Source organism: Brevibacterium salitolerans (assembly GCF_039531405.1).
In the GTDB taxonomy this organism is placed as follows: domain Bacteria; phylum Actinomycetota; class Actinomycetes; order Actinomycetales; family Brevibacteriaceae; genus Brevibacterium; species Brevibacterium salitolerans.
This window is the reverse complement of record NZ_BAAAPZ010000002.1, coordinates 1-23,643: the sequence shown is the minus strand read 5'-3', so window position 1 is coordinate 23,643 and position 23,643 is coordinate 1. Positions and strand designations below refer to the sequence as shown.

Genomic DNA, 23,643 nt, shown 5'->3' with positions numbered 1-23,643 from the left:
GAGGAACCATGGCCGCTCCCGCTCTCGCTCCCATGCCCCGCGACGGGGTCTCCCCCGCGACTGCACCGACCGTCGTGGCCGCGCAGGCCCCGACTTCTGCTGCGGTGTCGTCCTCCGCGACCGGCACCGCCCTCGCCCGTGTGCGCGGTCTGCAGGTCCGCTACTCCGCGGACGAGCCGCTCGTGCTCGACGGCGTCGACCTCGACCTGTTCCGCGGGGAGACGGTGGCGCTGCTGGGCTCCAGCGGCTCCGGCAAGTCGACCCTCATGAAGGCGCTCACCGGCTTCGCCCTGATCACCGGCGGCACCGCTGAGGTGGCCGGCTTCGACGTCGCCGGTCTGCCGCAGCGCCGGATGCGCGCCCTCCGCGCCCAGGTGGGCCAGGTGTTCCAGCAGTTCAACCTGGTGGGCCGCCTCAGCGTGCTCACGAACGTGCTCACGGGCTCGCTGCACCGCGCCGGCACCGCGAATCTGCTGGGCACCTTCCGCAGCGCGGACCGTGCCCGCGCCCTCGAGCTCCTCGACCGCGTGGGCATCGCCCACAAGGCCGGGGCCGAGGCCCGCTCACTGTCCGGTGGGCAGCAGCAGCGGGTGGCGATCGCCCGCGCGCTCATGCAGGATCCGCGGCTCATCCTCGCCGACGAGCCCGTGGCCTCGCTCGACCCCCGGATGAGCCACACCGTCCTCGGACTGCTCCGCTCCATCGCCCGCGAGGAGCAGATCCCCGTCCTCGTGAGCCTGCACGTGCTCCCGCTGGCGCTCGAACACACGGACCGGATCATCGGCCTGCGCCACGGCGAGGTCGTCGTCTCCGGAAAGGCCTCCGACCTCAATGCGGAGAGCCTGTCACCTGTCTACGACACGGAGGAGGAAGCAGAGTGACCGCCGCGACCACCGTCTCCCGCACCCGCACCTCGGCCCCGCAGCTGGACGCACGGGACCGCGCGCGCATGGAACAGGCCTTCCGCCTCCCGCGCGCCCGCGTGGGCATCAGCGCCGTCGCAGCCGTGGTGCTGTTCGTCTGGTCCGCCAACGGCGCCCAGTTCGACTTCCTCAAGCTCGGCGAGGGCGCGGCCAACATGGGCGAGTTCCTCGGCCGGATGTTCCCCCCGGACTTCTCGAAGATCGGCCTCATCCTCTCCCTCCTCCTCGAGACCCTGCAGATGGCCGTCGTCGGCACCGTCATCGGCGCGGTGCTCTCACTCGTCGTCGCGTTCGGGGCCGCGAGCAACATCGCCCCGACCTGGCTGTACTACCCGTGCCGGTGGACGATGAATGTCATCCGCGCGCTGCCGGACCTCGTCATCGCGCTCATGTTCGTCTCCGCCGTGGGCCTGGGCCCCTTCGCCGGCATCCTCGCGATGACGATCGGCTCCATCGGCTCGATCGGCAAGGTCTTCGCCGAGGCGATGGAGGCGGTGGACCGCGGTCCCGTCACCGCGATGGAGTCCGTGGGCGCCTCCAGGCGCCAGATCATCCAGTACGCGATCGTGCCGCAGGCGCTGCCCATGCTCACGAGCTACACGCTGCTCCTCTTCGAGGGCAACATCCGCGGCGCCACGATCCTGGGACTCGTGGGCGCCGGCGGGATCGGCCTCGAGCTCACCACCGCCATGAGCCGCTACGAATACGGCCACCTCAGCGCGATGGTCCTCTGCATCATCGTCCTCGTGACGATCATCGACCAGCTCAGCGCACTCATCAGAAGGAAGATCACATGACCGCCCCCACCCTGAGCATCCCGCTCACCGCGCCCGTCAACCTCCGCGATCTCGGCGGGATCCCGGCGGCCGCAGGCCCCGTGCGCCCCGGCTTCGCACTGCGCGCGGACGACCTCTCGACCGTCGACCCCGACACGGCTGCAGGGCTCGTGAGCGAGGGCCTCACCACGGTCATCGACCTCCGCACCCCCGCCGAGGTGCGGCTCACCGGCCGCGGTCCCCTGGCCGCTCAGCCCGTGACCTATCACCACGTCCCGTTCCTCGCCTCCGTGGACGAAGGACAGGAGGACGGTGAGACCCTCACGCACCAGCCCTCCTTCGAACGGATGTACATCCGCATGTACGAGCAGGCGGCACCGCGGATCGTGCAGGCGCTGGCGATCGTCGCGGCCTCCCCGGGTGCGACGGCCTTCCACTGCGCGGCAGGTCAGGACCGCACGGGGGTGCTTGCGGCCTCTCTCCTCCTGGCCCTGGGCGCGGAGCCCGAGGCGATCATCACCGACTACGCCCGCACCGGCGGCAACTCCGCCCGGATCAGGGAGCGGATCGCCCCGGTCATGGAGCCCCTGCTCGCGAGCACGGGGATCCGCATGGAGGATGCCGCGAAGGCTGCGATGCGCGCGGAGTTCTCCCCCGCACCGATGGCGGGGCTGCTGAGCCACCTCACCCGCACGCACACGGACCCGCTGGCACCGCTGCGGGCGGCGGGCCTCACCGACGGCCTCGTCTCCACGCTCAGGGAGCGTGCGCACGCATGAGCACCGCCGCCGCTCGCGGCGGGACGCACACCGGCCGGGCCCCGTGCACCGCAGCGACACGCGCGGCGTCCGGGCCCGGCCGGCCGCGCGATCCCCAGCACGACGAACGGATCGTCGACGCCGTCATCGGACTCATCGATGCGGGTGAGCGGATCAGCGTGAATGCGGTGGTGGCGGCGAGCGGGGTCTCCCGCGCCGCTCTCTACCGGCGCTGGCCGAGCCTCGCAGCCCTCATCGCGGCGGCCCTCGACCGGGGGCGGGCGCCGATCCGGCCCGACACCTCGGGAACCATCAGGGAGACCTTCCTCGCGCTGCTCTTCGGTGACCCCGAGGCGACGCGGGGCCGGGGCTACAGCGACCGCCGGTTCCGCATGAGGCTCATGCTCGTGCTCGAGAATCCCGAGCTGCAGCGGGCCTACTGGGACTCCCACGTGCAGCGGCGGCGCGCGCCGATGGTCGAGGCGCTGCGCCTGGGGATGGAGCGCGGCGAACTGCGCGCGGACCTCGACCCGGAGGCGTGCATCGACCTCATCAACGGCGTCTTCTACTACCAGGTGGTCGTGCGGGGCGCGGACCTGAGGGAGGCTGACACGCTCGCACGCTGCCGTGCGGCCTTCGACACCGCCTGGCGTGGGATGGCGGCGGAGGGCTGAGCCGCCGGCGGCAGGATCAGTCCGCGCGCTGCTGGTCGAAGTACGCCTCGGGCCCCTGCTCGGCGGCGAGGGGGTCCATGGACTCGCGGCTGCTCCCGTGCGGGTCCCGGGGCCGCGCACCCAGCACCAGGTCTCTGGTGACCTCCGCGTGCCCCAGGTGCTGGCTGAGCTCCTCGAGCACGTGCAGGAGGACGCCCTCGCAGGACGAGGTCCAGTAGTCGTCGTGGTCCGGCGGGGAGACCCGCGGTGGTGCCGCGAGATCCGTCGCGGCGACGTCGGCGAGGAATGCCGGACGCGTGCGCGCTGCCAGCGCCAGGGCCTCTGCCACCGGCATCACCGCCTCGAACTCCGCGCTGCGGTCCCGCTGCACCTCGACGCCCAGGTTCACGGTCGAGGACCAGCGCCGCAGGAGGCCGCAGCAGTGGACGAGGAGCTGCACCGCGGAATTGCTCCCGGCAACCGGGAGCACTGCATTCGCAGCGGTGTCGTCGAGCTGCGCGGTCAGCTCCACGAGCGCGTCGAACTTCTCCAGGATGAGCCGGACAAGGTGGGTCTCCGCCGCCGTCCCGGGAGCTGTGCCGGTTTCCATTCGTCGTCCTCTCTGCGATGGGCTGGTGTCCCGTGCCGGTCCCCGCGGCTCGTAGCGACCCGCCTGGCTGTCTCGTAGCGCTCCTCTTGGTGGTCAGGCGTGGGCGGGCGCTTTCCTCCAGGCCTCTTCCTCGCCGACGTCGTGGAGCTCCCACTGCACGGATATGCCGCTGAAGCCGACTGCAGGAGAGAACCAGAAGGTCTGGTCCGGGTTCCATCCGGCGATGACGCTGGCTGTGTCCGGCCCCACCGAGATCGCCGTGCCTGCCGCAGCGAGATACGTGAGAGGGGTCAGGTGCACCCCGTCGAAGTGCTCGGCCACCTGTGCCCAGTCTGGCACCACCCATCGGCCGTTCCTGCCCGTCGTGCGGAACCAGTCATGCCGCATCGAGCCGGTGACCTCGAGAGGGAAGCGTCTGCAGAGATCCGCCCAGACCTCGGGCCCATCGATCTCGAGGATGTGCAGATGGGAGGGGACGTCCCACGCGTGGGCCGCGGCCCTCTGCCATCCGAGCCCGTCTTCGACGAAGCAGAGTCCCGCCGGTGTGCCGTCGACGAGTTCGCCCGTGGTGGATGGGACTGAGTGGGACGGCGTGGACCACCACGCGCCGCTCCAACCCGCAGTGGGATCCTCGGGGCGCTCCTGCGCGGCCTCCGCCTCGTCCTGAAGCAGCCGCACGGATGCGTCCCGCAGCGTGGAACTCGGATCCGTCAGCGGAGGAACGGCGGGCGCGTCCTCCCACTGAATAGACCACTGCCGCCTCGCGGCCACCGAGGCGGTCAGCCACTGCGCGTACGGGGAGGCCGCGATGTGCACAGCCACCCGACGCAGCTGCGTGCGCACCGGCTCTGCTGCGGCGAGGAGATCCTCACCGTCCGGCTCCTGCCAGTAGCGCGCGGATTCCGTCGCGGACGTCAAGGCGCTCCGGAGTGCCTCGGCTGTGGGTTCGGCGAGGCGGACATCGGCGAGCATGGCCCCGACGGTGTCGGTTGTGGCAGGTTCAGCCCCCTCCGCGAAGCCGGTGGCCGCCGCATCATAGGCGCACATCGTCACGGTGTGGGCGGGCTCCGGATCGAGTGCCGCAGCCGCGAGGAACACTGCTGAACTGAACTCAGGCTCCGCAGAGGCGAGCGCGAACTCCAGCAGCAGCCGACGGCCGCGCGGGCCCGCCAGCAGCAGGTCAGGATCAAGTCCAGCCAGTTCCATGTGCAGCAGCGGGTACGGGCGGCCCTCACCGTCGAACTCGCTCCTCCCCACCACTCTGAAACCGCTGTAGGCGTAGAAGCCCGCCGCCTCCGCGTTCTGCTCATTCACATCGACGCGTGTCACCGCCTCCGTGCGGAGCACATGCGCGAGGAGCGCGCCGCCGATGCCCCTCCCGCGATGACCGGCGTCGACGAACAGCATCTCGAGACTCCCGTCCGCGGTCCCGGCGAACCCCACCGCCTCCCCCGCGAGCTCAGCCACGTGGAGCCGCACGTGCGGGAAGTACGCGGAGGCGAGGCGCGCCTCGATCGCATCTCTGTCCCGCGCGGAGAGGAAATCGTGGGTGGCATCGACGGCGCTGCGCCAGATCTGCACCAGCCGCGGATGCTCGGCCGGGCCGTCCGCTCCGCGGATCACCACCTCGGGCACGGGTTCGCTGCACTTCGTGGACACCATGCGCAGACGGTACCGCAGTCCTCTACCTTGAGGGCATGCTCCGCTCACTTCTCGCCCGCGCGTTCTGGCTGGTCAGCCCCTGGAACCTGAACACACAGCCCGCGCCTTCGCGTCCCACCGTGCTGATCGGGGCTCCGCACACCTCCAACTGGGATTTCGCCCTCATGCTCGCCATCGCGTGGCGCCTGGGCATCGACATCCGCTGGATGGGGAAGAAGAGCCTGTTCCGCGGGTGGAGGGGTCCGCTCATGCGTGCACTCGGGGGCATCGCCGTGGACAGGGAGGATCCTTCGCGCACCGTCGCCGAGGTCGTCGCCCGGGTGCGCACGGGCGACGGCTTCGGTCTGGTCATCACCCCGGACGGCACGCGGTCCGGGCACACGCACTGGAAGTCCGGCTTCTACCGGATCGCGCGGGAGACCGGGCTGCCCGTCACGCTGGGCTACGTCGACCGCTCCACCATGACCAGCGGGCTGGGGCCCACCTTCGAACTCAGCGGCGACGTCGGTGCGGACATGGATCGGATCCGCGCCTTCTACGCGGACAAGGCCGGACTGCGTCCGCACCGGCGGGTGGAGCCCCGGCTGCGGGAGGAGAGCAGGGAGTACTGACGGCCGGGAACGCCGGCTGCGGGGCGGAGTGCGCCCGGATCAGATCGTTCCGCCGGCGCCCCGCGCCTGCACATCGTCCCCGGCTGAGGCACACTCGTCCTGTGGACGATCTGCGTGTGCTCCCCGGACCCGGCGCTCCCCGCGGCCTCACAGTGCCGTCGAGGGAGCTCGTCGAGCAGTTCTCACACGCGTCCGGCCCGGGAGGGCAGGGAGTCAACACGGCGGACTCGCGGGTGCAGCTCAGCCTCGACCTCGCTGCGACGACGGCGCTCTCCGAGGAGCAGCGTGCGAGGGTCATGGACCGGTTGTCCGGTCGCCTCGCCGGCACGGTGCTGACGGTGAGTGCGGAGGAGCACCGTGCGCAGCGCCGCAATCGCGCCGCCGCGCGGGCCCGGCTCGCGGAGCTGCTGCGTGAGGCCCTCGTGCCACCGGCGGTCCGCCGACCCACCCGACCCACGAGAGGATCACGACGCCGGCGGATCGAGAGCAAGCGCCGCCGGTCGGAGACGAAGCAGTACCGCAGGCGGCCGGGAGCGGAATAGGTGTGCGGGCTGCTCACCGCCGCAGGGCGAGGAGCAGGCCGTCCCACCCCTTGACGCCGACCGTCTGCAGCGCGGTGGCTTCGAGGGCCGGATGTGCGGCGACCGCGTCCACCACCGCGCGGACACCTCGGACCCTGGGATCATCGCTCGCGGAGTCGAGCACCGCACCGGACCGGACCACGTTGTCGATGACGATCAGGGCCCCGCGCCGGGTCAGGCGGAGAGCGGCGTCGAGGTACTGCGGGTTGCTCGGCTTGTCTGCGTCGATGAACACCAGGTCGAACGGCGGCACGTCCTCCGCGATGAGGCGTTCGGCTGACTCGACCGCCGGGCCCACCCGCACCTCCACCCGCTCGGACACCTGTGCTCGCGCGACGTTCTCGCGGGCCACCCGGGCGTTCTGCTCCTCCAGCTCCAGGCTGACCACGCGTCCCGCGGGCCCCACCGCCCGGGCGAACCAGAGCGCGGAGTACCCGGCGAGCGTGCCGAACTCGAGGACCCGCCTCGCGCCGGTAAGCCGCGCGAGGAGGGCGAGGAACGCGCCCTGGGCAGCCGAGACGGCGGCGTGCGGCATCGTGGTGGCGCTGCTCGAGAGGCGGGCCGCTGCGAGGGCAGCATCCTCGTCGACGAGCGCGTCCGCGAGATACGCGTCGACGGCGTCCCAGGACGCCTCCGCCTCTTCCCGGGTGAGCTGCACATCCTCCGGCCGCGCTTCCACCTGTCTGGTGCGCCGCGTCTCCTCAGTCATGTGCGTTCCTCTCTCCCGGCGAGCTCTCGCCGGGCCGTCGGGCCACGAAGACGAATTCCCGGCCGGGGCGGTCCGGCGCGTCTCGCACCTCCTCCACTGTGAACCCTGCCCTCTCCACCGTCTCCGCCAACGCCTCGCGGCTGCGGAAGCGCAGGGTCGAGGACGAATCGATCCGCTCCCCGTCCCGCCGGAACACGGTCACGGTCTCGAAGGTCACGAACTCTCCGTCGACGGAGCGCAGCTGTTCCCAGCGATCCGCCTCCCCCTCCGCAGCGGTGCGGACCAAGCGATGCGTCCGTGCCCGCGTCCAGTCCTCCCACGCGCGCCGTCGCGGATCTCTGGACTCGAAGACGAGGCGGCCACCGGGACGAAGCGCCGCCCGGATCGCGTGCAGACAGGACATCCACTCAGCGTCCGTGAGGAACACCTGGGCCACGTTCGCCGTCATGAAGGCCAGGTCCGCCTGCAGAGGCAGGACGTCCTGGGCGGTGCCGTGCACCCAGCGGACTGCCGCTGCACCGGGCTTCCCCTGCGCGACCGTGAGCGAGGCTTCAGCGGGATCCGCTGCGGTGACGCGCAGACCTCTGCGCGCCATCGAGGTCGCGAAGGCTCCCGTCCCGCAGCCGATGTCCAGGATGTGTGAGGCCCGGAATTCCTCCGCCATCGCCGCATAGGCCGCAAGATCGTCTCGGTCGCCTTCGAACGCATCGTAGACCGCGGCGAGCCGCGCATCGGCGAAGATCGCATCGGGTCCCGAGGCTGCAGAGGTCATGCGTCCTCGCCCTCCTGCGCGGTCTCCTGCTCGGTCTCCTGCTGACGCCATACGAGCACCGCGACGACGGCGATGAGGATCGCGGTCGTGAGGGCGAAGGGCACGGGCAGCAGCGGGTCGACGAGCACCAGCAGACTGCCCAGGGGGACGGCCGCGTTCACCCATCCGTCCGCACACGGGCGGATCGCAAGCGCCCAGACGCCGAACACGAACACGGCCAGGGGGATGGTGTAGGAGAACGAGGCAAGAGGCTGATGCAGGGAGCTGTGACCGGTGAGGAGGTCGATCTCCACCTCGATCCCGGCGGAGAACGCTCCGGCCGCGGCGAAGATGAAGTAGTGCCCGTAGCCGTAGAGCAGAGAGCCCCGGAGGCCTCTGATCGCATGGTGGTGGGGCGGCCAGAAGTAGATCCACCACAGCGCCGCGGTGGCGGTGAGCGTGAGCGCGGACACGGCGATGAGCGGGCCCAGCGTCTCCGCCTCATGCACGGCCTCGATGATCGCGTTGGCGGAGGCGAGGAGACTCTCGCCCAGCAGGATCAGGGTGAACAGGCCGTAGCGCTCGGTGATGTGATGAGGATGCCAGGGCGTTTTCCCGGTGCTCTCGGCGACAACGGGCACGGCAAGCTCCGCGACGACCAGCAGGAGCATCGAGGGAGTGGTCAGCTGCGCGGGGAGCAGCAGGGACAGCAGCCAGAGCACCTGGACGACGGTCACACCCGCCGCGTAGATGTGCGTGGCGCGGCGGGACGGACCCGCGTGGCGGGATGCGCGCAGCCACTGTGCCACGAGAGCCAGACGCATGACGACATAGGCGAGGACGAGGACGGTGTAGTCACGCTCTTCGAAGGCCGGGCGGATCCCCGAGGCCAGCACGAGCACGCCGCCCATCTGCAGGACCGTCAGCACCCGGTAGAGCCAGTCGTCCGTGTCGAAGGAGGTGGCGAACCACGTGAAGTTCATCCACGCCCACCAGATGCCGAAGAAGACGAAGCCGTAGCTGAGGATCCCCTCGCGCACATGCCCCTCGGTGAGCGAATGGTGAAGCTGCACGGCTGCGATGCTGACGGCGACCACGAAGACGAGGTCGAAGAACAGTTCGAGCGACGACGCGACTCTGCCGGGTTCGTGCGGGTCCCGCGGACGCATGGGGCGGAGGCGCGCACGGGACAGTGCGGTCACGGGGCAGTCCCCTCGCGCATGCACCGGAAGGGACATGCGGAACCGCCGGGACGCACGGCCCGGCGCCGATCCGTTCCGCCGGAGCGGCCACGTGCCCGCCGCCTCATCGTGGCGCGTAGTGCAGGTAGACGGTGCCATTGCCGAAGACGCGCTGCTCCCTCAGGTCCAGCTCGAGGCGTGCGTCAGAGGGAAGGGCCGGCAGACCTCCGCCGACCACCTTGGGGACGACGAAGAACCGGAAGTCCTGCACCAGGCCCGCACGGATCGCCGCACTCGCCGTGGTGGGACCGAAGATCTCGACCTCACCATCCGCCTCCGCCACGATCCGCTCGAGCTCAGCCAGATCGAGGTGCGGTACGAGGCGGCTGTCCCCCGGGCCCAGGTCGGTCCGGGCGAGGGTGGACGAAGCGACGATGTGCTCCACATGCCGCCACCTGCGGGCGAACTCGTGCTCGGCAGCGGTCCAGGCCTCGGCCTCGGGCTCTGCTTCCCAGTACCGCATGAGCTGGTAGGTTCTGCGGCCCAGCACCTCGGTCGAGACCGCGGCCATCCGCTCGATGTGGAACTGGAACACCTCCCCGTCCGGAGACGACCACTGGAAGTCCCCGCTCGCGTCAGCGGCATAGCCGTCGAGTGACACGGTCGCAGTGAAGCTCAGCGTTCCCATGATTGCTCCTCCATCGGATGCGGCTCACAGAGAGCTCAGTCCGAGCGTAGAACCACGGCGTCGCTGCGACAAGGAGAATGCGCCGACAAACCCGAGAACTGCGGCAGAGCGGGAGTAGCATTCTCCGCATGGGCATCAAACTGGAGAACGTGGGCATTGCGGTCCGCGATCTCGACGAGACCATCGCCTTCTTCACGGACCTGGGCCTCGAGGTCGTCGGCCGTGACACGGTGAGCGGCGAGTGGGCGGACACCGCGGTGGGCCTCGACGGCAACCACGCGAAGATCGCCGTGCTGCAGACCCCTGACGGGCAGGGGCAGATCGAGCTCTTCGAATACCTCCATCCGGACGCCATCGAGACGGAGCCGGTTCTCCCCAACGAGATCGGCATGCATCGCATCGCGTTCTCCGTCGATGACATCGACGAGGCGATCGCCACCGCTGCCAGGCACGGGTGCCGTCCGCTGCGCGGGGTGGCGGACTACCAGGGCGTGTACAGGCTCTCGTACTTGCGCGGCCCCAGCGGCATCCTCGTCATGCTGGCGCAGGAGCTGCAGAAGGACTGAGCGGGCTCATCCGGAGGCGCGCCCGCCCCGGCAGCCGTCGAGGTGAGAGGTTCGTCAGCCCGGCAGTTCGCGGTCCAGGTGTGAGGCCGTCATGTGCTGATCGTTCTGCGGCAGGCCGTCCTGCTCCTGAGCCTCATCGTCCAGGACGATGGCCCGGAAGGCGAGCGGGAGACCCTGCGCCGTCAGCGGAGAGGGCCGATCCATCAGCTGCGCATGCACATGGGGTTCGCTGCTGTTGCCCGAATTGCCGCATCGGCCGACCTGCTGGCCGGCCCGGACCACATCGCCCCGCCGCACATTCAGCGAGTGCTGCTGCAGATGTGCGAGCACGGCGAATTCCCCGTCGTCGCCCCGGATGATGACGTGGTTTCCGAGGATGAACCCGGGGCCGCCCAGCTCCCGGACCATCCCCTCGACCATCAAGTAGACGAGGCCGAACCCGTTCGAACGGGCCCGATGGTCGCGTCGCCATCCCGAGGCGCGCACCACGGTGCCGCCGATCATCGAACGGACCGGCTGCCCGAACGCCGGATACTCCTGCGGCCTTCGCATGGCGGGTCCGCTGCCGAAGACCGGGCGGACTCCGGCTGCGGTCTCCGGCCCGCCCACCGCCTCGGCTCCGGCACTGGGGCCGGCCTCGGGCTCATGCACGAGATCGATCGCGTACGCCTGCCCATACATCCGGACGCCGTGACTGGGAACCTTCGTGGCGGGGCTGTTCATACCCAGCCAACGCCCCCGCACGGGCGAGGAGACCACACGGACCTCATGCGCCGGAAGGACGCGCGGGCCCAGGAACATGAGCACGACACTCAGAATGAACAGAGCCAGCGCAACGAACGCCAGCGGAGCCAGGACGCGGTGCACGCGCTCATCCAGAGGAGCGGAGGTGGACAGCCCCACTGCGACGAGCACCACCACAGCCACGGCATACGCCAGAGCGCGGATCCGGTACGCGCCGATCACCAGTCGTCTCACAGCCCCACCTCGCACAGCATCCATACTCCGTCAGTGTACGTTATTACGTATCAACGTAGTGGCAGAGAAAAGATACCGCCTGGAGCGGCAGGAGTCAGCAGCACCCACATCGAGGCGGGCCGTACCCACATCGAGGCGGGTGGCCTCGGGCTGCCTGTGCAGCTCCCCTTCCGCACGCCTGCACCCGGCAGTACGCTCATTGCCATGAGCGCATCGATTCAGACGACGAAGCACGTCTTCGCACTCGACTGCCCGGATGCCGCCGCACTCGGCGCCTTCTACGCACGCCTGCTCGGGTGGCGCACGCGCTCCTCCGAGGACGATCCCGGCTGGGTCAGCGTGGTCCCTCCGGCGGGATCCGAGAACGGCTCCGAGATCGCGTGCCAGCAGATCGAGGGATACCGCTCCCCCGACTGGCCCACCGGCCCCGTCCCCCAGCAGGCGCACCTCGACTTCTACGTCGAGTCCATCGCGGAGGCCGCACCCCTCGCGGAGGCCGCCGGGGCGACGAAGCACCCGGCCCAGCCCAGCGAGGACGGGAGCTTCATGGTGTTCCTCGACCCAGCGGGCCACCCGTTCTGCCTCTGCGAGAACTGAGGCCCGGCAGCGCGCGCCTCACGCAGCTCGAACCTGCCCCGCCCGGCCCGCGCCACCGAGGGGATGAGTCCTCAGCAGCAGACCAGCCACGCGAGCCCACGCGGCCGCACACATGGGATGACGATCACCCGAGGACGGGTCAGCCGCGACCCTCAGGCCCCTCCCTCGCATCCACGCGGCGCAACAGGAGCACAGACACACGACACGCAGGCGCATCGCGGCCAGCCATCTCGCCCGCACCCCAATGTTGACACCGCACACTCCCGCCTTCTACCGTAATGTGTGCACTGACAACATTGCGTGGCGGCGTGTGATGGAACCACCTCGGGAGCATCCGTGACGTCCCGACAGGACAGGGAAGGGCAGAGATCTGCGATGCAGACGATCCTCGGAGCCAATGGGCAGATCGCCGTCGAGCTGGCGCGCGAACTGCATCGAATGCAGACCGGAGAGCTGAGACTGGTGAGCCGGAGCCCTCACCCCGTCAATGCCGACGACGGCGTGGTGGCGGCCGATCTCCTCGACCCTGAGCAGACCAGGGCGGCGGTCGCGGGAAGCGACGTCGTCTACTTCGCGGCAGGGCTGCCCGCGAAGACCGAGCTGTGGGAGAGCCGGTTCCCGACCATGCTGGGCAATGCGCTCGACGCCGCCAGAGCTGCAGGCGCGAAGTTCGCGTACTTCGACAACACGTACATGTATCCGCAGGACGAGCGGATCCAGACGGAGGACACCGGCTTCGCTCCCGTGGGCCGCAAAGGCAGGGTCCGGGCAGCGATGGCACGGATGGTGCTCCAGGAGATGTCGCACGGGGACATCCCCGTCCTCATCGCCCGCGCCCCCGAATTCTACGGCCCCGGCCGCACGCAGGGCTTCACGAACTCCCTCATCATCGACCGCCTGCGGGCAGGCAGACGCCCTCTCATACCGGTGCGCGACGACCGGCTCCGCAGCCTCATCTGGACTCCGGACGCCAGCCGCGCCCTCGCGATGCTGGGCAGCACGCCTGACGCCTATGGACAGACGTGGCACCTGCCCATCGACGAGAGCAGACTGACCTACCGCGAGTTCGTGGACGCCGCGTCCGCGGCGTTCGGCACCGATCCTCGGTACACGGTTGTGCCGCAATGGGCACTGTATGCCGCCGGGATCGCGTCTCCGCAGGTGCGGGAGCTCCGGGAACTGCTGCCCCGCTACGCTCACGACAGCCTCTTCGACTCCGCGAAGTTCCGGAGCCGGTTCCCGGACTTCACCGTCACCACCTACAGGGAGGGCCTCAGAGCCATCAGCGCGGAAGCGGGTGCCTCACGCTCATGAACCGGCTCCTGAGTATCGAGGTCAGTCACCGATGACGCGTTCGACGAAGGAGACGATCTCGCCCTCGACCTCGTCACGGATCTCGGGCTCGTTGTGCACCTCGTGGCGGAATCCCGCCCAGACGCGGGTGCGGACATCCGGATGGCCGGTGGCGACGAGGGTGTTCGCGACGTGGTAGGCGCCCTCGCCGAAGTTGGCGACCGGGTCCTCGCTCCCCGCGAGGATGAGCACGGGCAGATCCGTTCGGACGGAGTCATACCACGCAGCGCTGTTGACCGCGTCGTAGAGCGCCACGAAGCCGCGCAGGAACCGCACGCTCATGGGTGCACCGAAGTTGTTGAACGGATCGGTGGCATGGTCGCGGACCACATCCGCGTTGCGCGCCACCCAGTCGGTGGGGCCGGCATCCGGGCCGTAGCGCGAGACGAAGCCGTCGAACGTCTGCTGCACGAGCGCGTCGTCCACAGGCGCCTCGGCCTCGGGCGCAGCTGCCAGAGCGTCCCTGTCGAGGACATGCTCGATCCCGTGGAGCTGAGCCGCGATCCCGCCCAGCACGAGCGCGTCGATCTCACCGCTGGATTCCGCCGCCATCCCGCGTGCAATCATCGAACCCCACGAATGCCCGAAGACGATGTACGGCAGGTCCGGGTGCAGCTGCCGGACCCGCGTCCGGAGCTCCTGCTCATCGGCGACGACCACACGGTCCGCGTCCTCGCCGGCATCGGCCCAGATGCCGGTCGCCATCGCCGTGCGGCCGTGCCCGGCGTGGTCGTCCGCGACGACGACGAAGCCCTCGTCGAGCAGACGGACGATCAGGTGCAGGTACCGGCGCGAATGCTCGCCGAGGCCGTGGATCAGGTGCACGACGGCACGCGCCTGCACCGTGGGCTGGTACACCCAGGCGTGGATCATGTCCCGCCCGTTGTTCGAGGGGAAGCCGATCTCGATGAGCGCCATGGTGAGCTCCTTCGTGCATCTTCATGCGTCGGCGGATGAGAGCGGGCGAGCTGGCCGCACTCTAGCATCCGTCCGGACCGGTCAGATGCCGGATGAGGGCGTCGACGGGGCGTGGCACAGGCCGCCCGCCCGCAAGAAGCAGAATCTGACGATGCAGATCCACCGCCAGTGGGCGGAAGACGACCCCCTCACCGTCTTCCGGCTGCGCGGACGACGGGATGCAGGCGACCGCGAGCCCTGCTCGCACGAGAGCCATCTGCGTCGACCGGTCCGCCACGAAATGGCGGACCTCGGGCTCAACGGCGGTGATGCGAGCCGCTTGGACGAGCGCACGGTGGCCGTCGGAATCCCTGGCGCAGGTCACCCAGCTCTCCGCGGCGAGGTCGACGAAGTCCAGCCGCTCTCTGCCGCGGAGGCGGTGCTGCTCCGGCAGAGCGATCCACGCGGTTTCACGACTCAGCGTCCGCGCGGTCACGCCAGTGGGAAGCTCGAGCGGCGAGATGCTCCACGACTCGGCGCACACGAGGTCGAGACGGCCGCCGGTCAGCAGGGCGAGATGGGCTGCAGTCTCGCCATCCTCGACGCGCAGCTCAACTCGCGGGTGCATGCGCTGGAACGATGCGAGCGCATCCGCAAGAGGCGTCCGGAGGAACGAGGCCAGGACCCCCATGCACACCCGCCCGACCAGTTCCTCGCCGTGGTGCAGATCATTCTCTGCTCGCGTCATGAGATCTGCGACTTGTGCCGCATATCCCGCGAGCACCCGCCCCGCGCTGGTAAGACGCACCCCGCGCCCGTCCGGAATCACGACCCGGATCCCCGCCTCGGCCTCGATCCGACGGAGCTGCTGAGAGACCGCGGGGCCTGTCATATGCAACAGTGCCGCTGCCCGTCCCACCGATCCTGTGCGTGCGACCGCATCCAGTATCCGCAGCCGGCTCCATTCCAGACTCATACGTCATACTTATCAGCACAGGGCAGATATGTGAACTAGTGCTAATCGTTCGGCGCTGACTACGGTCGATCCATGACACTCTTCCCTCCCGGCTCAGCCCGCGCGCACACTGTTTCCACAACGTCGGTCATGGGCGGCGCACTGTGTCTGTCGGTGTCAGCGATCTTGGTCAAGCTCGCCGGTGTGGATGCAGCCACGACAGCGATGCTCCGCTGCGCTCTCGCGGTCCTCGTGCTCGTGCCGTTGGCCATCGGTGAACAACGCAGACGCGGGTGCCTCTCCCGGCCGGGCATCGGCTGGGCAGCCATCGCGGGGGTGGCGCTGGGCATCGACTACGCCGCATGGACCGCTGCGATCTACCAGGTCGGCGCAGGGATCAGCACCGTGCTGATCAACGTGCAGGTGATAGTGCTTCCTCTGCTCGCACTATTCATCGACCGCGAGCCGATAGCGAGGCGGTTTCTCCGGGCCCTGCCGCTGATGCTGCTGGGGATGAGCTTCGTCGGAGGCATCTGGGACGTGGCTGCGCTCGGCATGCGAACCGTCACGGGGACACTGCTCGGACTGCTCGCGGGTCTCAGCTACGGCGCCTATCTCTTCCTCACCCGCCGCGCCGCCCTGGACGAGCCCGGACGAGTCATCCAGCCACTGACGTGGGCGACTGCGTCGGCGGCTGTGACGACCGCACTCCTCGCGACATTCACCGGCGGTCCCCGTCTGACAGGCATCGGCGTGCGCTCATGGATGCTGCTGATCGTTCTGGCAGTGCTGGGTCAGGTCGTCGCGTGGCTGCTGGTCCACCACGGCAGCGCGAGGCTCGTTCCCACCACCACTGCAGCGCTTCTCCTGGTCCAACCGGTGCTCGCGCTCGCGCTCTCGGCCGCAGTGCTGTCCGAGCATCCCACACGCCTCCAAATTCTCGGGGCGATCATCGTCATCGCCGCCGTAGCCGTGGCGAACGGACTCTTCAGACGTCGAACGGAAATCCAGCCCGGTCGAACGAAGCCACAGCCTGTACACACGGACGATGCGGGCATCACTCGTTTCAGGGATTCGACGGGTCCGTCGCCGCGTCGCGGTGACGGACCCTTCTAGGAAAAAGTATGAAAACGTATCGCCCGGACCGGCTCCTCTGGCTCAATGGCGCATTCGGTGCGGGGAAGACGACCACGGCTCGGCTGCTCGCCCGAGCCGTGCCAGGGGCGGTCATCGTCGACCCGAGGAGGTCGGCTCCATGTTGAGGCCGGTTCTCAAGCCGGTCGCACCTGTGCGGGACTTCCAGGACTGGAGTGCGTGGCGGGAGATCACCGCAGTGACGATCAACTCCGTGATGAGGGAATTGCCTGACAGGGGCCCGCGACTGGTCATCGTGCCCAAGACGATCGCCGCCGAGGTGTACTGGTCGCAGATCACCGCATCTCTCGATCCCGACACCACCCTCCTCCCGGTCGCACTGCATGTCACCCCGGAGGAGCATCGTCGCAGAGTTGCGGGTGACACCGAGGAACCTGATGCCCAGAGATGGAGGCTTCGACGTTTCGAGAGGTCCCAGACGCTCCTGCCGCCCGCGCCAGTGGGCAGGTGCGTTCGATCCATGGCACGATCGCGATGCGCAGTGGTCGGCATCGCGCCGGTCGGAGCGGTGTCGTCGCGAGCGACGCAGGCGTCGGAGCCACTTCCACAGGGTCACGGGACGAACGCCGAGGTCCTCGATCGTGACGCCGGGCACACGGTTCTCCGCGACGCGCACAACGACGTCGCGGAACTCCTCGGGGCAGGAGGCGGGCATGGTGTCATCCATCCAGACGCACCCCGCAGGCACGCCACCTCAGACGTCACCTATTCGCGCAGCAGAGCCATTGGACTAGAACTCACACTCACATGAGTTCCAAGCTGCACCGAGTTCCGTCATGGAAGACCATCTGCGGGTGGAGGACACGTGACGGTTACCTGACCGCGGGTACGTCACTCTCCTGCTCCCGTCGCGGCCGCGACCGCACGCGCCAGCCACGCCGGGGCGCGGCCGTGACGCTGGGGCGGGATCAGTTCACCGGCCTCGCAACACGCGACGAGTTGATGCGCCCGCCGCTCCCGCGTGGCAAACTGCTTCGCAGACATGATCCAGTGGCGAACCGTCTTGCGGTACCCCGGTGTTGCCGCGTCGAGAAACGCAACGGACCGCGGTGACGCGTCGATGATCGCCTGCAACACAGGAGCGAGCTCCGCATCGGCGTTCTCGTGCGTGTAGACACCCGATCGGTCTGTGGAACGCTGCTCGTACGCCGCGATTCCCGCCGGATGCATACGACCCTGCGACATCAGCCGCTCGACATGCGCGATGTTCACGTTCGACCACGTGCTCCGGGAACTGCGCGGTGACCAGCGTTGACGGCGTGAGTCGTCGTCGATCTTTTGCGAGACCGAATCGATCCACCCGAAGCACAGTGCCTCGACCACCGCGTCAGCCCAGGTGAGACCGCGATCAGCGACATGGGCGAGACGGAGTTCCATCCACAGTTCGCTCTCGGTGTCGTGATAGTGATCGAGCCACGCGCGGAATTCGTCGGCGTCACGGAAGAAGACGGCCGGACGCTCGGCCGACCCGCCGGGGGTCCCCGGTCCGTGCTTCATGCGCACACTCCACTCGCCACGTGCGCGCGGCGTGCGAGAGCCGCGAAGGCCTCGGCGAGAGGAGGAGGTTCGACGTCGCCGATCTCGGCCTCGAAACGGAGGAACGCAGCGGCAAGCGCGCCCCATGACCACGATCCTGCGCGCAGTCGGCATCGCTCGTCGCCGAGTTCCTCGACGATTCCGTCGCCGGCGAAGGGACGCACGTCGCGTGCCGGCATCTCGAGGACCACCGCTCCCTCGCACGGCCAGCGATCGACGTGGTCCGAGCCTTTGAAACGCGCCGAGACGAACGCGGCAACGGAGCCGCCAGGAATGGCCCGCGGAGTGAAACGCGTCCCGTGCGGAGGGCGCAGCACCAGACGGTCCGCACGCAGCGTGCGCCAGTCGTCCAGATCGACGTCCCACGCGAGCAGGTACCACCGCCCACCAACGGTGACGAGACCGTGAGGCTCCAGGCGATACCGCTCGAGCGTCGCGTCCGCCCTGCTGTAGTCCACACGGAGGATCCGACGGTCGCGAACCGTGGCCGACAGCTCGACGAGTGCCTCGGGCGGCACGACGGGCGGAGGAGCATCGCCGGGGCGCACCGACAGCGACGTGACCGACATGCCGTCGAGCCGATGGCGCAGCCGGCTCGGCAGCACTTGACGCAGCGTGGCGAGTGCGCGCGCCGCACCCTCTTCGATGCCGCTTCCAGGGAAGACGTTGGACTCGAGCGCGATCGCCAGGGCGACCGCCTGGTCGTCGTCGAACAGCAGCGGTGGCAGGTCGGCACCTCCTTCGAGGCGGTAACCGCCGTCCGGGCCGGTGAGCCCGCCGATCCGATACCCCAGCGCGCGCAGCCGCTCGATGTCGCGACGTACGGTGCGCTCACTGACCTCGAGCCGCCCGGCCAGTTCGGACCCCGACCAGTCACGGCGCGCCTGCAGGAGCGAGAGGAGTTGCAGCAGTCGGGATGTTTGCTCGGCCATGACACCACGGTAAATCGAATTGCGGACAGAAGCTGACCTAGTTGGGGCGGATCGTGATCTGGTGCCGGGACAACCCGGCGGAGAACTCTCAAGGAGCTGAACCATGAGCATCATCACCACCACGCACCTGAACTTCCGCGGCGATGCCCGTCCGGCGCTCGACTTCTACCGGTCGGTGTTCGGCGGCGACATCACCGCCTCCTCATATGCCGACTTCGGCATGCCCGCCGATGCGCCCGGCGCAGAAGGACTGGTGTTCGGCATGCTCGCTTCACCGTCAGGCTTCCGGCTTATGGCGTATGACATCCCGCACCAGACGGGCGACTCCGTGGCCCATGCCGGCTCGACGACCCGAGAGAACGGGATGACCATCACCGACCAGCCCGCCTTCGTGTCCGTGCGCGGCGAAACTCTCGACGAGATCCAGCACTACTGGGGCAGCCTCACCGAGGGTGCAACGGTGATCGAGCCGCTCGCTACCTCCCCATGGAGTGCCGGATTCGGCATGCTCACCGACCGTTTCGGCGTGACCTGGATCCTCGACGTCGCTGCCTGATGCTGCGAACTCGTCGTCGGGGCACCGCACAGAGCGGCCCCGACGACGAGTCGTTGGGATCAACGATGCCGCGATCTCCACCGCACTCTAAGGAGGAGATCGCGTTGATCTTGCCACGGCGTCGGGCGTGAGGAACGGATCGGTGACAACTGATCGTTAGTGCCGGGAGGCGCTGGCGGGAAGGATGTCATCATGCCCGGTCCCTATCCGAGAGAGTTCCGCGAAGACGTCGTCGCGGTCGCCCGCCGCCGTGAGAGCGGCGTCACCATCAAGCAGATCGCCACTGACTTCGGAGTCAGCGAGGCGACGCTGCAGAACTGGCTCCGCCAAGCAGATGTCGAGGAAGGCAAGCGTCCCGGTCAGACGGCAGACGAGGCCGCCGAGATGCGAGAGCTGCGCCGCCGTAACCGTCTCCTCGAGCAGGAGAACGAAGTCCTCAGGAAGGCAGCGGCATATCTGTCGCAGGCGAACCTGAAACTGGGTGGCTCCCCAAAATGACGTACCCGCTCGTTGCCGAGCTCGCCGAGGCGGGGATCCCCGTCACGGTGTCGTGCCGGGTCCTGAAGCTCACAAGACAGCCCTACTACCGGTGGCGCAATAACCCGATCCGCGACGCGGACGTCCTCCGCGCGTATCGGATCAACGCCCTCCACGACGCGCATGAGGACGACCCGACGTTCGGTTACCGATACCTCGCTGACGAAGCACGCCGCGCAGGGTGGCGGATGAGTCGCCAGACGGCGTGGAAGCTGTGCTCGCAGGCTGGGATCCTCTCCTCCGCGCAACGCCGCCGGCGCGGGAAGGGCAAGAAGGCCGGCCCACCCGTGTTCGACGACCACGTGCAACGCGTCTTCCGGGCCGATGCCCCGAACCGGGTCTGGCTCACCGACATCACCGAGCACCGCACGACGACCGAAGGCAAGCTTTACTGCTGCGCGATCAAAGACGTCTTCTCAAACCGGATCGTGGGGTACTCGATCAGCGACCGGATGACCTCGAAGCTCGCGGTCGACGCACTCCGCAACGCCGTCGCCCGCCGCGGCGATGTCGCCGGATGCATCTTGCATGCCGACAGGGGCAGCCAGGGCGGATTCAACTGGTCGTCGCAACACCTCGAATCGGAGGTGTGTGATGGTACGTCGTCAGCAGGATTCGGATCGGGCGATCAGACCCAAGCTCTGCTCGCCGGGGCACCCGAAGTTCCAACGCCACGTCGAGGTCGCGTTCTGGGAGCAGATCGCGAAGGGTCTGCTTGCGGAGGAAGGCGCGGCAGTCGTCGGCGTCGCGCAGGCGGTAGGTGCACGGTGGTTCCACAAGGCTGGCGGCATGCCGCCATTCGACATCAAGCAGCAGCATTCGGGCAGGTATCTCTCCTTCGCTGAGCGTGAAGAAATCGCCCTGCTGCACGTCCAGGGCAAGGGCGTTCGCGAGATCGCCCGCTCCATCGGACGTGACCCAGGGACCGTGTCACGGGAGCTGCGTCGCAACGCTGCCACCCGCTACGGATCGAGCGGCTATCGGGCGTCGGTGGCGCAGTGGAAGGCCGACATGGCCGCCAAGCGCCCGAAGGTCGCCAAGCTCGTCGCCAACCCTCGACTACGCGCCTACGTCGAGGAGCGCCTGACGGGTCAGATTTGCTTGCCCGACGGCACGGTCGTGCCTGGCCCGACACCACCGCGCTTCACCGGGCGGGGCAAGCCGCACCGCAAGGATCGGGCGTGGACGCGTGCATGGAGCCCCGAGCAGATCTCGAACCGTCTGCCGATCGACTTCCCCGATGATGATTCCATGCGCATCAGCCACGAAGCGATCTATCAGTCACTGTTCATCGAAGGGCGTGGTGCGCTCAAGCGCGAGCTGGTGTGGTGCCTGCGCACGGGGCGGCCGCTGCGGGTGCCTCGCGAGCGGTCGCGCCGCAAGACATGGGCCCACGTCACCCCGGAGACGCTGATCAGCGAACGCCCTGCCGAAGCCGACGATCGGGCTGTACCCGGCCACTGGGAAGGCGACCTTCTCATCGGGCTCGAGCGGTCCGCGATCGGCACCGTCGTGGACCGCACTACCCGGTACACGATGCTCGTGCACCTTCCCCGCGAGGAGGGCTACCGGCACAAGGAGACACCGAAGAACGGGCCCGCGCTGGCCGGCTACGGTGCACTCACGATGGCGAAGGCCCTGACGAACACCATGTCGACACTGCCCACCGAACTGGCCCGGTCGCTTACCTGGGATCGCGGCAAGGAGATGTCCGCGCACGCCCAGTTCAAGGTTGCCACTGGCATTCCTGTCTTCTTCGCGGACCCGCAGTCGCCGTGGCAACGCGGCACGAACGAGAACACCAACGGGCTGCTGCGCCAGTACTTCCCCAAGGGCACCGACCTGTCGCGCTGGTCCGCCGACGAGCTCGCGGCCGTCGCGCACGCCCTCAACACCCGGCCCCGCAAGACCCTCGGCTGGAAGACCCCGGCCGAGGCCTTCAACGAGCAGCTACTGTTGCTTCCACAAGCCGGTGTTGCATCGACCAGTTGAACCTGGTCAGTTTCGGGCTCGGAAGACGATCCGGGCGCTCGCCCGTCACGGGCTGGTCGGATCGATGGGGCGCGTGGGCGCGGCCGGCGACAACGCCGCGATGGAATCGTTCTTCAGCCTGCTGCCGAAGAACGTTCTGAACCGCCGCTCCTGGGCGACCCGTGCCGAGCTCCGGATCGCGATCGTGACCTGGATCGAGCGCACCTACCACCGGCGCCGCCGTCAGGCCGCGCTGGGGCGTTTGACGCCCATCGAGTTCGAGACCATGATGAACCCACCCCTGGCCCTCGCGGCCTAAACAACAACTGTCACCCATTCCTGCATCAGACCCCGGTCCACCAGACCGTCGCTGGATGCCTGCTCGTCACGAGATCGAACGCATCATTGGCGAATGGAAGGGGAGGCTCATCAGGGTCGGCGACCACCACGACACCTCGCGGATGCAGTTTTCGAGCCGCCTTCGCGACATTAGGCGGCCATGATTCGGTCGCCACCGCTGTGCGAGGGAAGACCTCTGCCTCGGCGAGAACCTCTCCCCCGCCCGTTTGGATGTCGAGGCTCGCGTACGCGCGCCCCAGACGCTTCGACAGCTGCCGAGCGTAACCCCACGGCGGCCGCTCTTCGGTCGCGCGCCCATCAAGCCAGGAGAAGTCTCAGCCCGACACGTCTGCTGATTCGCCCAGGTCGACGAGCCTGTCGAAGTGATCCATCACTCCATCATGACACGTCGGGGACGATCAGGTCCGTAGCGCCATCGCGCCCCAACACAACCACACGAGAACAATGAATTGCACTGACAAGACATTGAATCCGAATTCAACCACGTTCCGGCACGGAACAACGTTAGCGGGCTGGACAGGCGGGCGTGCCCATCGCTCCGACCGGTCGAAGCATCTGTCGAATGTGCAACGCCGCCTAGGATCGCCATGAAGGATCTAACGCTGCCCCGCTGCTCGCGCTGGGCTAAAGACGCAGCCCTGAAGCCCTTGCTAAAATCCTGCCATGCGAAGGCGTCTGAGTACTGCTGACGAGCTCGTCACGGCACTACAGAACGCGTCGGACCCACGTGAGACCGAGCGGATTCGAACCCGAGTCGCAACTAATGAATCGGTCATCGGTGTCCGGATGAGCACGTTGTTCGCGACGGCGAAGCTTGCCACCGACATCCCCGCAGCAGAACTCGAAAGACTATTCATCCATCCTGCGTATGAGCCGCGCCTCGCCGCATTCTGCATCCTCGATTTTCGCGCCCGTCGGCGCCTCTCCGCCAAGGAACGTGAGGACCTCGCCGCAATCTATCTCGACCACCACGACGCCATCACGACATGGGACATGGTTGATCGAGCAGCACCCCGGGTAATCGGGTGGCCGATCCTAAGCGACGTGATCGAGTTTAGGGTCCTCGAAGACCTTGCACGATCCGACGACCCACTTCGACGACGGTCTGCGATCACCGCGCCATTATGGTTCATCAAGAAAGGAACAGATGGCGACGTCGCGCGTGGACTTGTCATTGCAGACCTGCTTGCTGACGACCCGCACCCTCGCGTCGCCGCCGCCGTCAAGATCTACCGCAAGCATGCAGCACGGCGCGATCAATGAACCGGGCAACTAAACGGGCTCTTCGGACATCCGGTGGGGGGGGCGCGCCGGGTGAGGTTCGGCGGGTAGGGGTCGAGGTCCCCG

27 protein-coding genes and 2 pseudogenes are annotated in these 23,643 nt (G+C 68.4%); 17 read left to right on the top strand and 12 right to left on the bottom strand.

Going from position 1 to position 23,643, the window contains the following annotated elements; translation table 11 throughout:
- Positions 1-8: 8 nt before the first annotated feature.
- The 4 genes from ABD240_RS01025 to ABD240_RS01010 are packed head-to-tail and all read left to right on the top strand — an operon-like array spanning position 9 to position 3,131.
- Positions 9-881: a phosphonate ABC transporter ATP-binding protein gene (locus tag ABD240_RS01025; protein ID WP_344334471.1), complete on the top strand. Its 873-nt coding sequence runs from the start codon at positions 9-11 to the stop codon at positions 879-881.
- Positions 878-1,720, top strand: coding sequence for a phosphonate ABC transporter, permease protein PhnE (gene phnE, locus ABD240_RS01020; protein WP_344334470.1), 843 nt, complete (start codon positions 878-880; stop codon positions 1,718-1,720). Before ABD240_RS01025 ends, phnE begins: the two co-directional genes overlap by 4 nt.
- A complete protein-coding gene (locus tag ABD240_RS01015) occupies positions 1,717-2,478 on the top strand; it encodes a tyrosine-protein phosphatase (RefSeq protein ID WP_291793846.1) in 762 nt (253 codons plus the stop codon). The genes phnE and ABD240_RS01015 overlap by 4 nt, the downstream gene beginning before the upstream one ends.
- On the top strand, positions 2,475-3,131 hold the full coding sequence (locus tag ABD240_RS01010) for a TetR/AcrR family transcriptional regulator C-terminal ligand-binding domain-containing protein (RefSeq protein ID WP_344334467.1): 657 nt from the start codon (positions 2,475-2,477) through the stop codon (positions 3,129-3,131). Before ABD240_RS01015 ends, ABD240_RS01010 begins: the two co-directional genes overlap by 4 nt.
- 16 nt (positions 3,132-3,147) lie before the next feature.
- Here the strand turns inward: ABD240_RS01010 and ABD240_RS01005 are convergent, their stop codons facing one another.
- Together ABD240_RS01005 and ABD240_RS01000 are read right to left on the bottom strand one after the other, a co-directional pair.
- Positions 3,148-3,720, bottom strand: coding sequence for a mycothiol transferase (locus ABD240_RS01005; RefSeq protein WP_344334465.1), 573 nt, complete (start codon positions 3,718-3,720; stop codon positions 3,148-3,150).
- A gap of 93 nt (positions 3,721-3,813) precedes the next feature.
- A complete protein-coding gene (locus ABD240_RS01000) occupies positions 3,814-5,382 on the bottom strand; it encodes an acetyltransferase (protein WP_344334464.1) in 1,569 nt (522 codons plus the stop codon).
- A gap of 35 nt (positions 5,383-5,417) precedes the next feature.
- Here ABD240_RS01000 and ABD240_RS00995 point away from each other — a divergent pair, with 35 nt between their 5' ends.
- Positions 5,418-5,993: a 1-acyl-sn-glycerol-3-phosphate acyltransferase gene (locus tag ABD240_RS00995; RefSeq protein ID WP_344334462.1), complete on the top strand. Its 576-nt coding sequence runs from the start codon at positions 5,418-5,420 to the stop codon at positions 5,991-5,993.
- 101 nt (positions 5,994-6,094) lie between these two features.
- Positions 6,095-6,535 (top strand): alternative ribosome rescue aminoacyl-tRNA hydrolase ArfB, encoded by a 441-nt coding sequence (arfB, locus tag ABD240_RS00990; protein WP_291793831.1) that lies wholly within the window; start codon positions 6,095-6,097, stop codon positions 6,533-6,535.
- Positions 6,536-6,548: 13 nt separating this feature from the next.
- Here the strand turns inward: arfB and ABD240_RS00985 are convergent, their stop codons facing one another.
- From ABD240_RS00985 to ABD240_RS00970, 4 genes are all read right to left on the bottom strand, one after another.
- Positions 6,549-7,283 (bottom strand): O-methyltransferase, encoded by a 735-nt coding sequence (locus tag ABD240_RS00985; RefSeq protein WP_344334460.1) that lies wholly within the window; start codon positions 7,281-7,283, stop codon positions 6,549-6,551.
- Entirely contained in the window at positions 7,276-8,055 is a 780-nt protein-coding gene (locus ABD240_RS00980; RefSeq protein WP_344334459.1) for a class I SAM-dependent methyltransferase, read from the bottom strand. Before ABD240_RS00980 ends, ABD240_RS00985 begins: the two co-directional genes overlap by 8 nt.
- Positions 8,052-9,227, bottom strand: a complete 1,176-nt coding sequence (locus tag ABD240_RS00975; protein ID WP_291793905.1) for a low temperature requirement protein A — start codon at positions 9,225-9,227, stop codon at positions 8,052-8,054. Before ABD240_RS00975 ends, ABD240_RS00980 begins: the two co-directional genes overlap by 4 nt.
- A 112-nt stretch (positions 9,228-9,339) precedes the next feature.
- The gene (locus tag ABD240_RS00970; protein WP_344334458.1) at positions 9,340-9,903 is read right to left on the bottom strand and encodes a dihydrofolate reductase family protein; all 564 of its coding nucleotides are present in this window, start codon (positions 9,901-9,903) and stop codon (positions 9,340-9,342) included.
- A 128-nt stretch (positions 9,904-10,031) separates the two neighbouring features.
- On the opposite strand from ABD240_RS00970, the gene ABD240_RS00965 reads away from it, so the two are divergent.
- Positions 10,032-10,469, top strand: coding sequence for a VOC family protein (locus tag ABD240_RS00965; protein ID WP_291793821.1), 438 nt, complete (start codon positions 10,032-10,034; stop codon positions 10,467-10,469).
- A 54-nt stretch (positions 10,470-10,523) separates the two neighbouring features.
- Here ABD240_RS00965 and ABD240_RS00960 read toward each other — a convergent pair whose 3' ends face one another.
- Positions 10,524-11,447, bottom strand: coding sequence for a M23 family metallopeptidase (locus tag ABD240_RS00960; RefSeq protein ID WP_344334457.1), 924 nt, complete (start codon positions 11,445-11,447; stop codon positions 10,524-10,526).
- Positions 11,448-11,651: 204 nt separating this feature from the next.
- On the opposite strand from ABD240_RS00960, the gene ABD240_RS00955 reads away from it, so the two are divergent.
- Together ABD240_RS00955 and ABD240_RS00950 are read left to right on the top strand one after the other, a co-directional pair.
- A complete protein-coding gene (locus ABD240_RS00955) occupies positions 11,652-12,044 on the top strand; it encodes a VOC family protein (protein ID WP_291793815.1) in 393 nt (130 codons plus the stop codon).
- A gap of 375 nt (positions 12,045-12,419) precedes the next feature.
- Positions 12,420-13,358 (top strand): NAD-dependent epimerase/dehydratase family protein, encoded by a 939-nt coding sequence (locus ABD240_RS00950; RefSeq protein WP_344334455.1) that lies wholly within the window; start codon positions 12,420-12,422, stop codon positions 13,356-13,358.
- A gap of 21 nt (positions 13,359-13,379) precedes the next feature.
- Here the strand turns inward: ABD240_RS00950 and ABD240_RS00945 are convergent, their stop codons facing one another.
- The gene (locus ABD240_RS00945) at positions 13,380-14,315 is read right to left on the bottom strand and encodes an alpha/beta fold hydrolase (RefSeq protein WP_344334453.1); all 936 of its coding nucleotides are present in this window, start codon (positions 14,313-14,315) and stop codon (positions 13,380-13,382) included.
- Between the two features lie 61 nt (positions 14,316-14,376).
- On the bottom strand, positions 14,377-15,270 hold the full coding sequence (locus ABD240_RS00940) for a LysR family transcriptional regulator (RefSeq protein ID WP_344334451.1): 894 nt from the start codon (positions 15,268-15,270) through the stop codon (positions 14,377-14,379).
- A gap of 72 nt (positions 15,271-15,342) precedes the next feature.
- Between ABD240_RS00940 and ABD240_RS00935 the strand changes: the two genes are divergently transcribed.
- Together ABD240_RS00935 and ABD240_RS00930 are read left to right on the top strand one after the other, a co-directional pair.
- Positions 15,343-16,365: a DMT family transporter gene (locus ABD240_RS00935; RefSeq protein WP_344334450.1), complete on the top strand. Its 1,023-nt coding sequence runs from the start codon at positions 15,343-15,345 to the stop codon at positions 16,363-16,365.
- Positions 16,366-16,504: 139 nt separating this feature from the next.
- Complete coding sequence (locus ABD240_RS00930; protein WP_344334448.1) at positions 16,505-17,155, top strand: hypothetical protein; 651 nt, start codon at positions 16,505-16,507, stop codon at positions 17,153-17,155.
- An 80-nt stretch (positions 17,156-17,235) separates the two neighbouring features.
- On the opposite strand, the gene ABD240_RS00925 is transcribed toward ABD240_RS00930, so the two are convergent.
- Together ABD240_RS00925 and ABD240_RS00920 are read right to left on the bottom strand one after the other, a co-directional pair.
- Entirely contained in the window at positions 17,236-17,901 is a 666-nt protein-coding gene (locus tag ABD240_RS00925; RefSeq protein ID WP_291793798.1) for a YdeI/OmpD-associated family protein, read from the bottom strand.
- The gene (locus ABD240_RS00920; protein ID WP_291793795.1) at positions 17,898-18,872 is read right to left on the bottom strand and encodes a helix-turn-helix transcriptional regulator; all 975 of its coding nucleotides are present in this window, start codon (positions 18,870-18,872) and stop codon (positions 17,898-17,900) included. The genes ABD240_RS00925 and ABD240_RS00920 overlap by 4 nt, the downstream gene beginning before the upstream one ends.
- Positions 18,873-18,975: 103 nt before the next feature.
- On the opposite strand from ABD240_RS00920, the gene ABD240_RS00915 reads away from it, so the two are divergent.
- From ABD240_RS00915 to ABD240_RS00895, 5 genes and pseudogenes are all read left to right on the top strand, one after another.
- Entirely contained in the window at positions 18,976-19,428 is a 453-nt protein-coding gene (locus ABD240_RS00915; RefSeq protein WP_344334445.1) for a VOC family protein, read from the top strand.
- A 192-nt stretch (positions 19,429-19,620) separates the two neighbouring features.
- A complete protein-coding gene (locus tag ABD240_RS00910; RefSeq protein WP_087625650.1) occupies positions 19,621-19,926 on the top strand; it encodes a transposase in 306 nt (101 codons plus the stop codon).
- Positions 19,927-20,243: 317 nt separating this feature from the next.
- A pseudogene (locus ABD240_RS17065) lies at positions 20,244-20,513 on the top strand (transposase); the annotation flags it as partial.
- Positions 20,514-20,559: 46 nt separating this feature from the next.
- Positions 20,560-21,957 (top strand): IS30 family transposase, encoded by a 1,398-nt coding sequence (locus ABD240_RS00900; RefSeq protein ID WP_425546976.1) that lies wholly within the window; start codon positions 20,560-20,562, stop codon positions 21,955-21,957.
- A gap of 7 nt (positions 21,958-21,964) precedes the next feature.
- Positions 21,965-22,255 (top strand): annotated as a pseudogene (locus ABD240_RS00895) (integrase core domain-containing protein); the annotation flags it as partial.
- A 25-nt stretch (positions 22,256-22,280) separates the two neighbouring features.
- Here the strand turns inward: ABD240_RS00895 and ABD240_RS00890 are convergent.
- Positions 22,281-22,508: a methyltransferase domain-containing protein gene (locus ABD240_RS00890; protein WP_344335582.1), complete on the bottom strand. Its 228-nt coding sequence runs from the start codon at positions 22,506-22,508 to the stop codon at positions 22,281-22,283.
- A gap of 451 nt (positions 22,509-22,959) precedes the next feature.
- Here ABD240_RS00890 and ABD240_RS00885 point away from each other — a divergent pair, with 451 nt between their 5' ends.
- On the top strand, positions 22,960-23,559 hold the full coding sequence (locus ABD240_RS00885) for a DNA alkylation repair protein (protein WP_291793780.1): 600 nt from the start codon (positions 22,960-22,962) through the stop codon (positions 23,557-23,559).
- Positions 23,560-23,643: the final 84 nt, after the last annotated feature.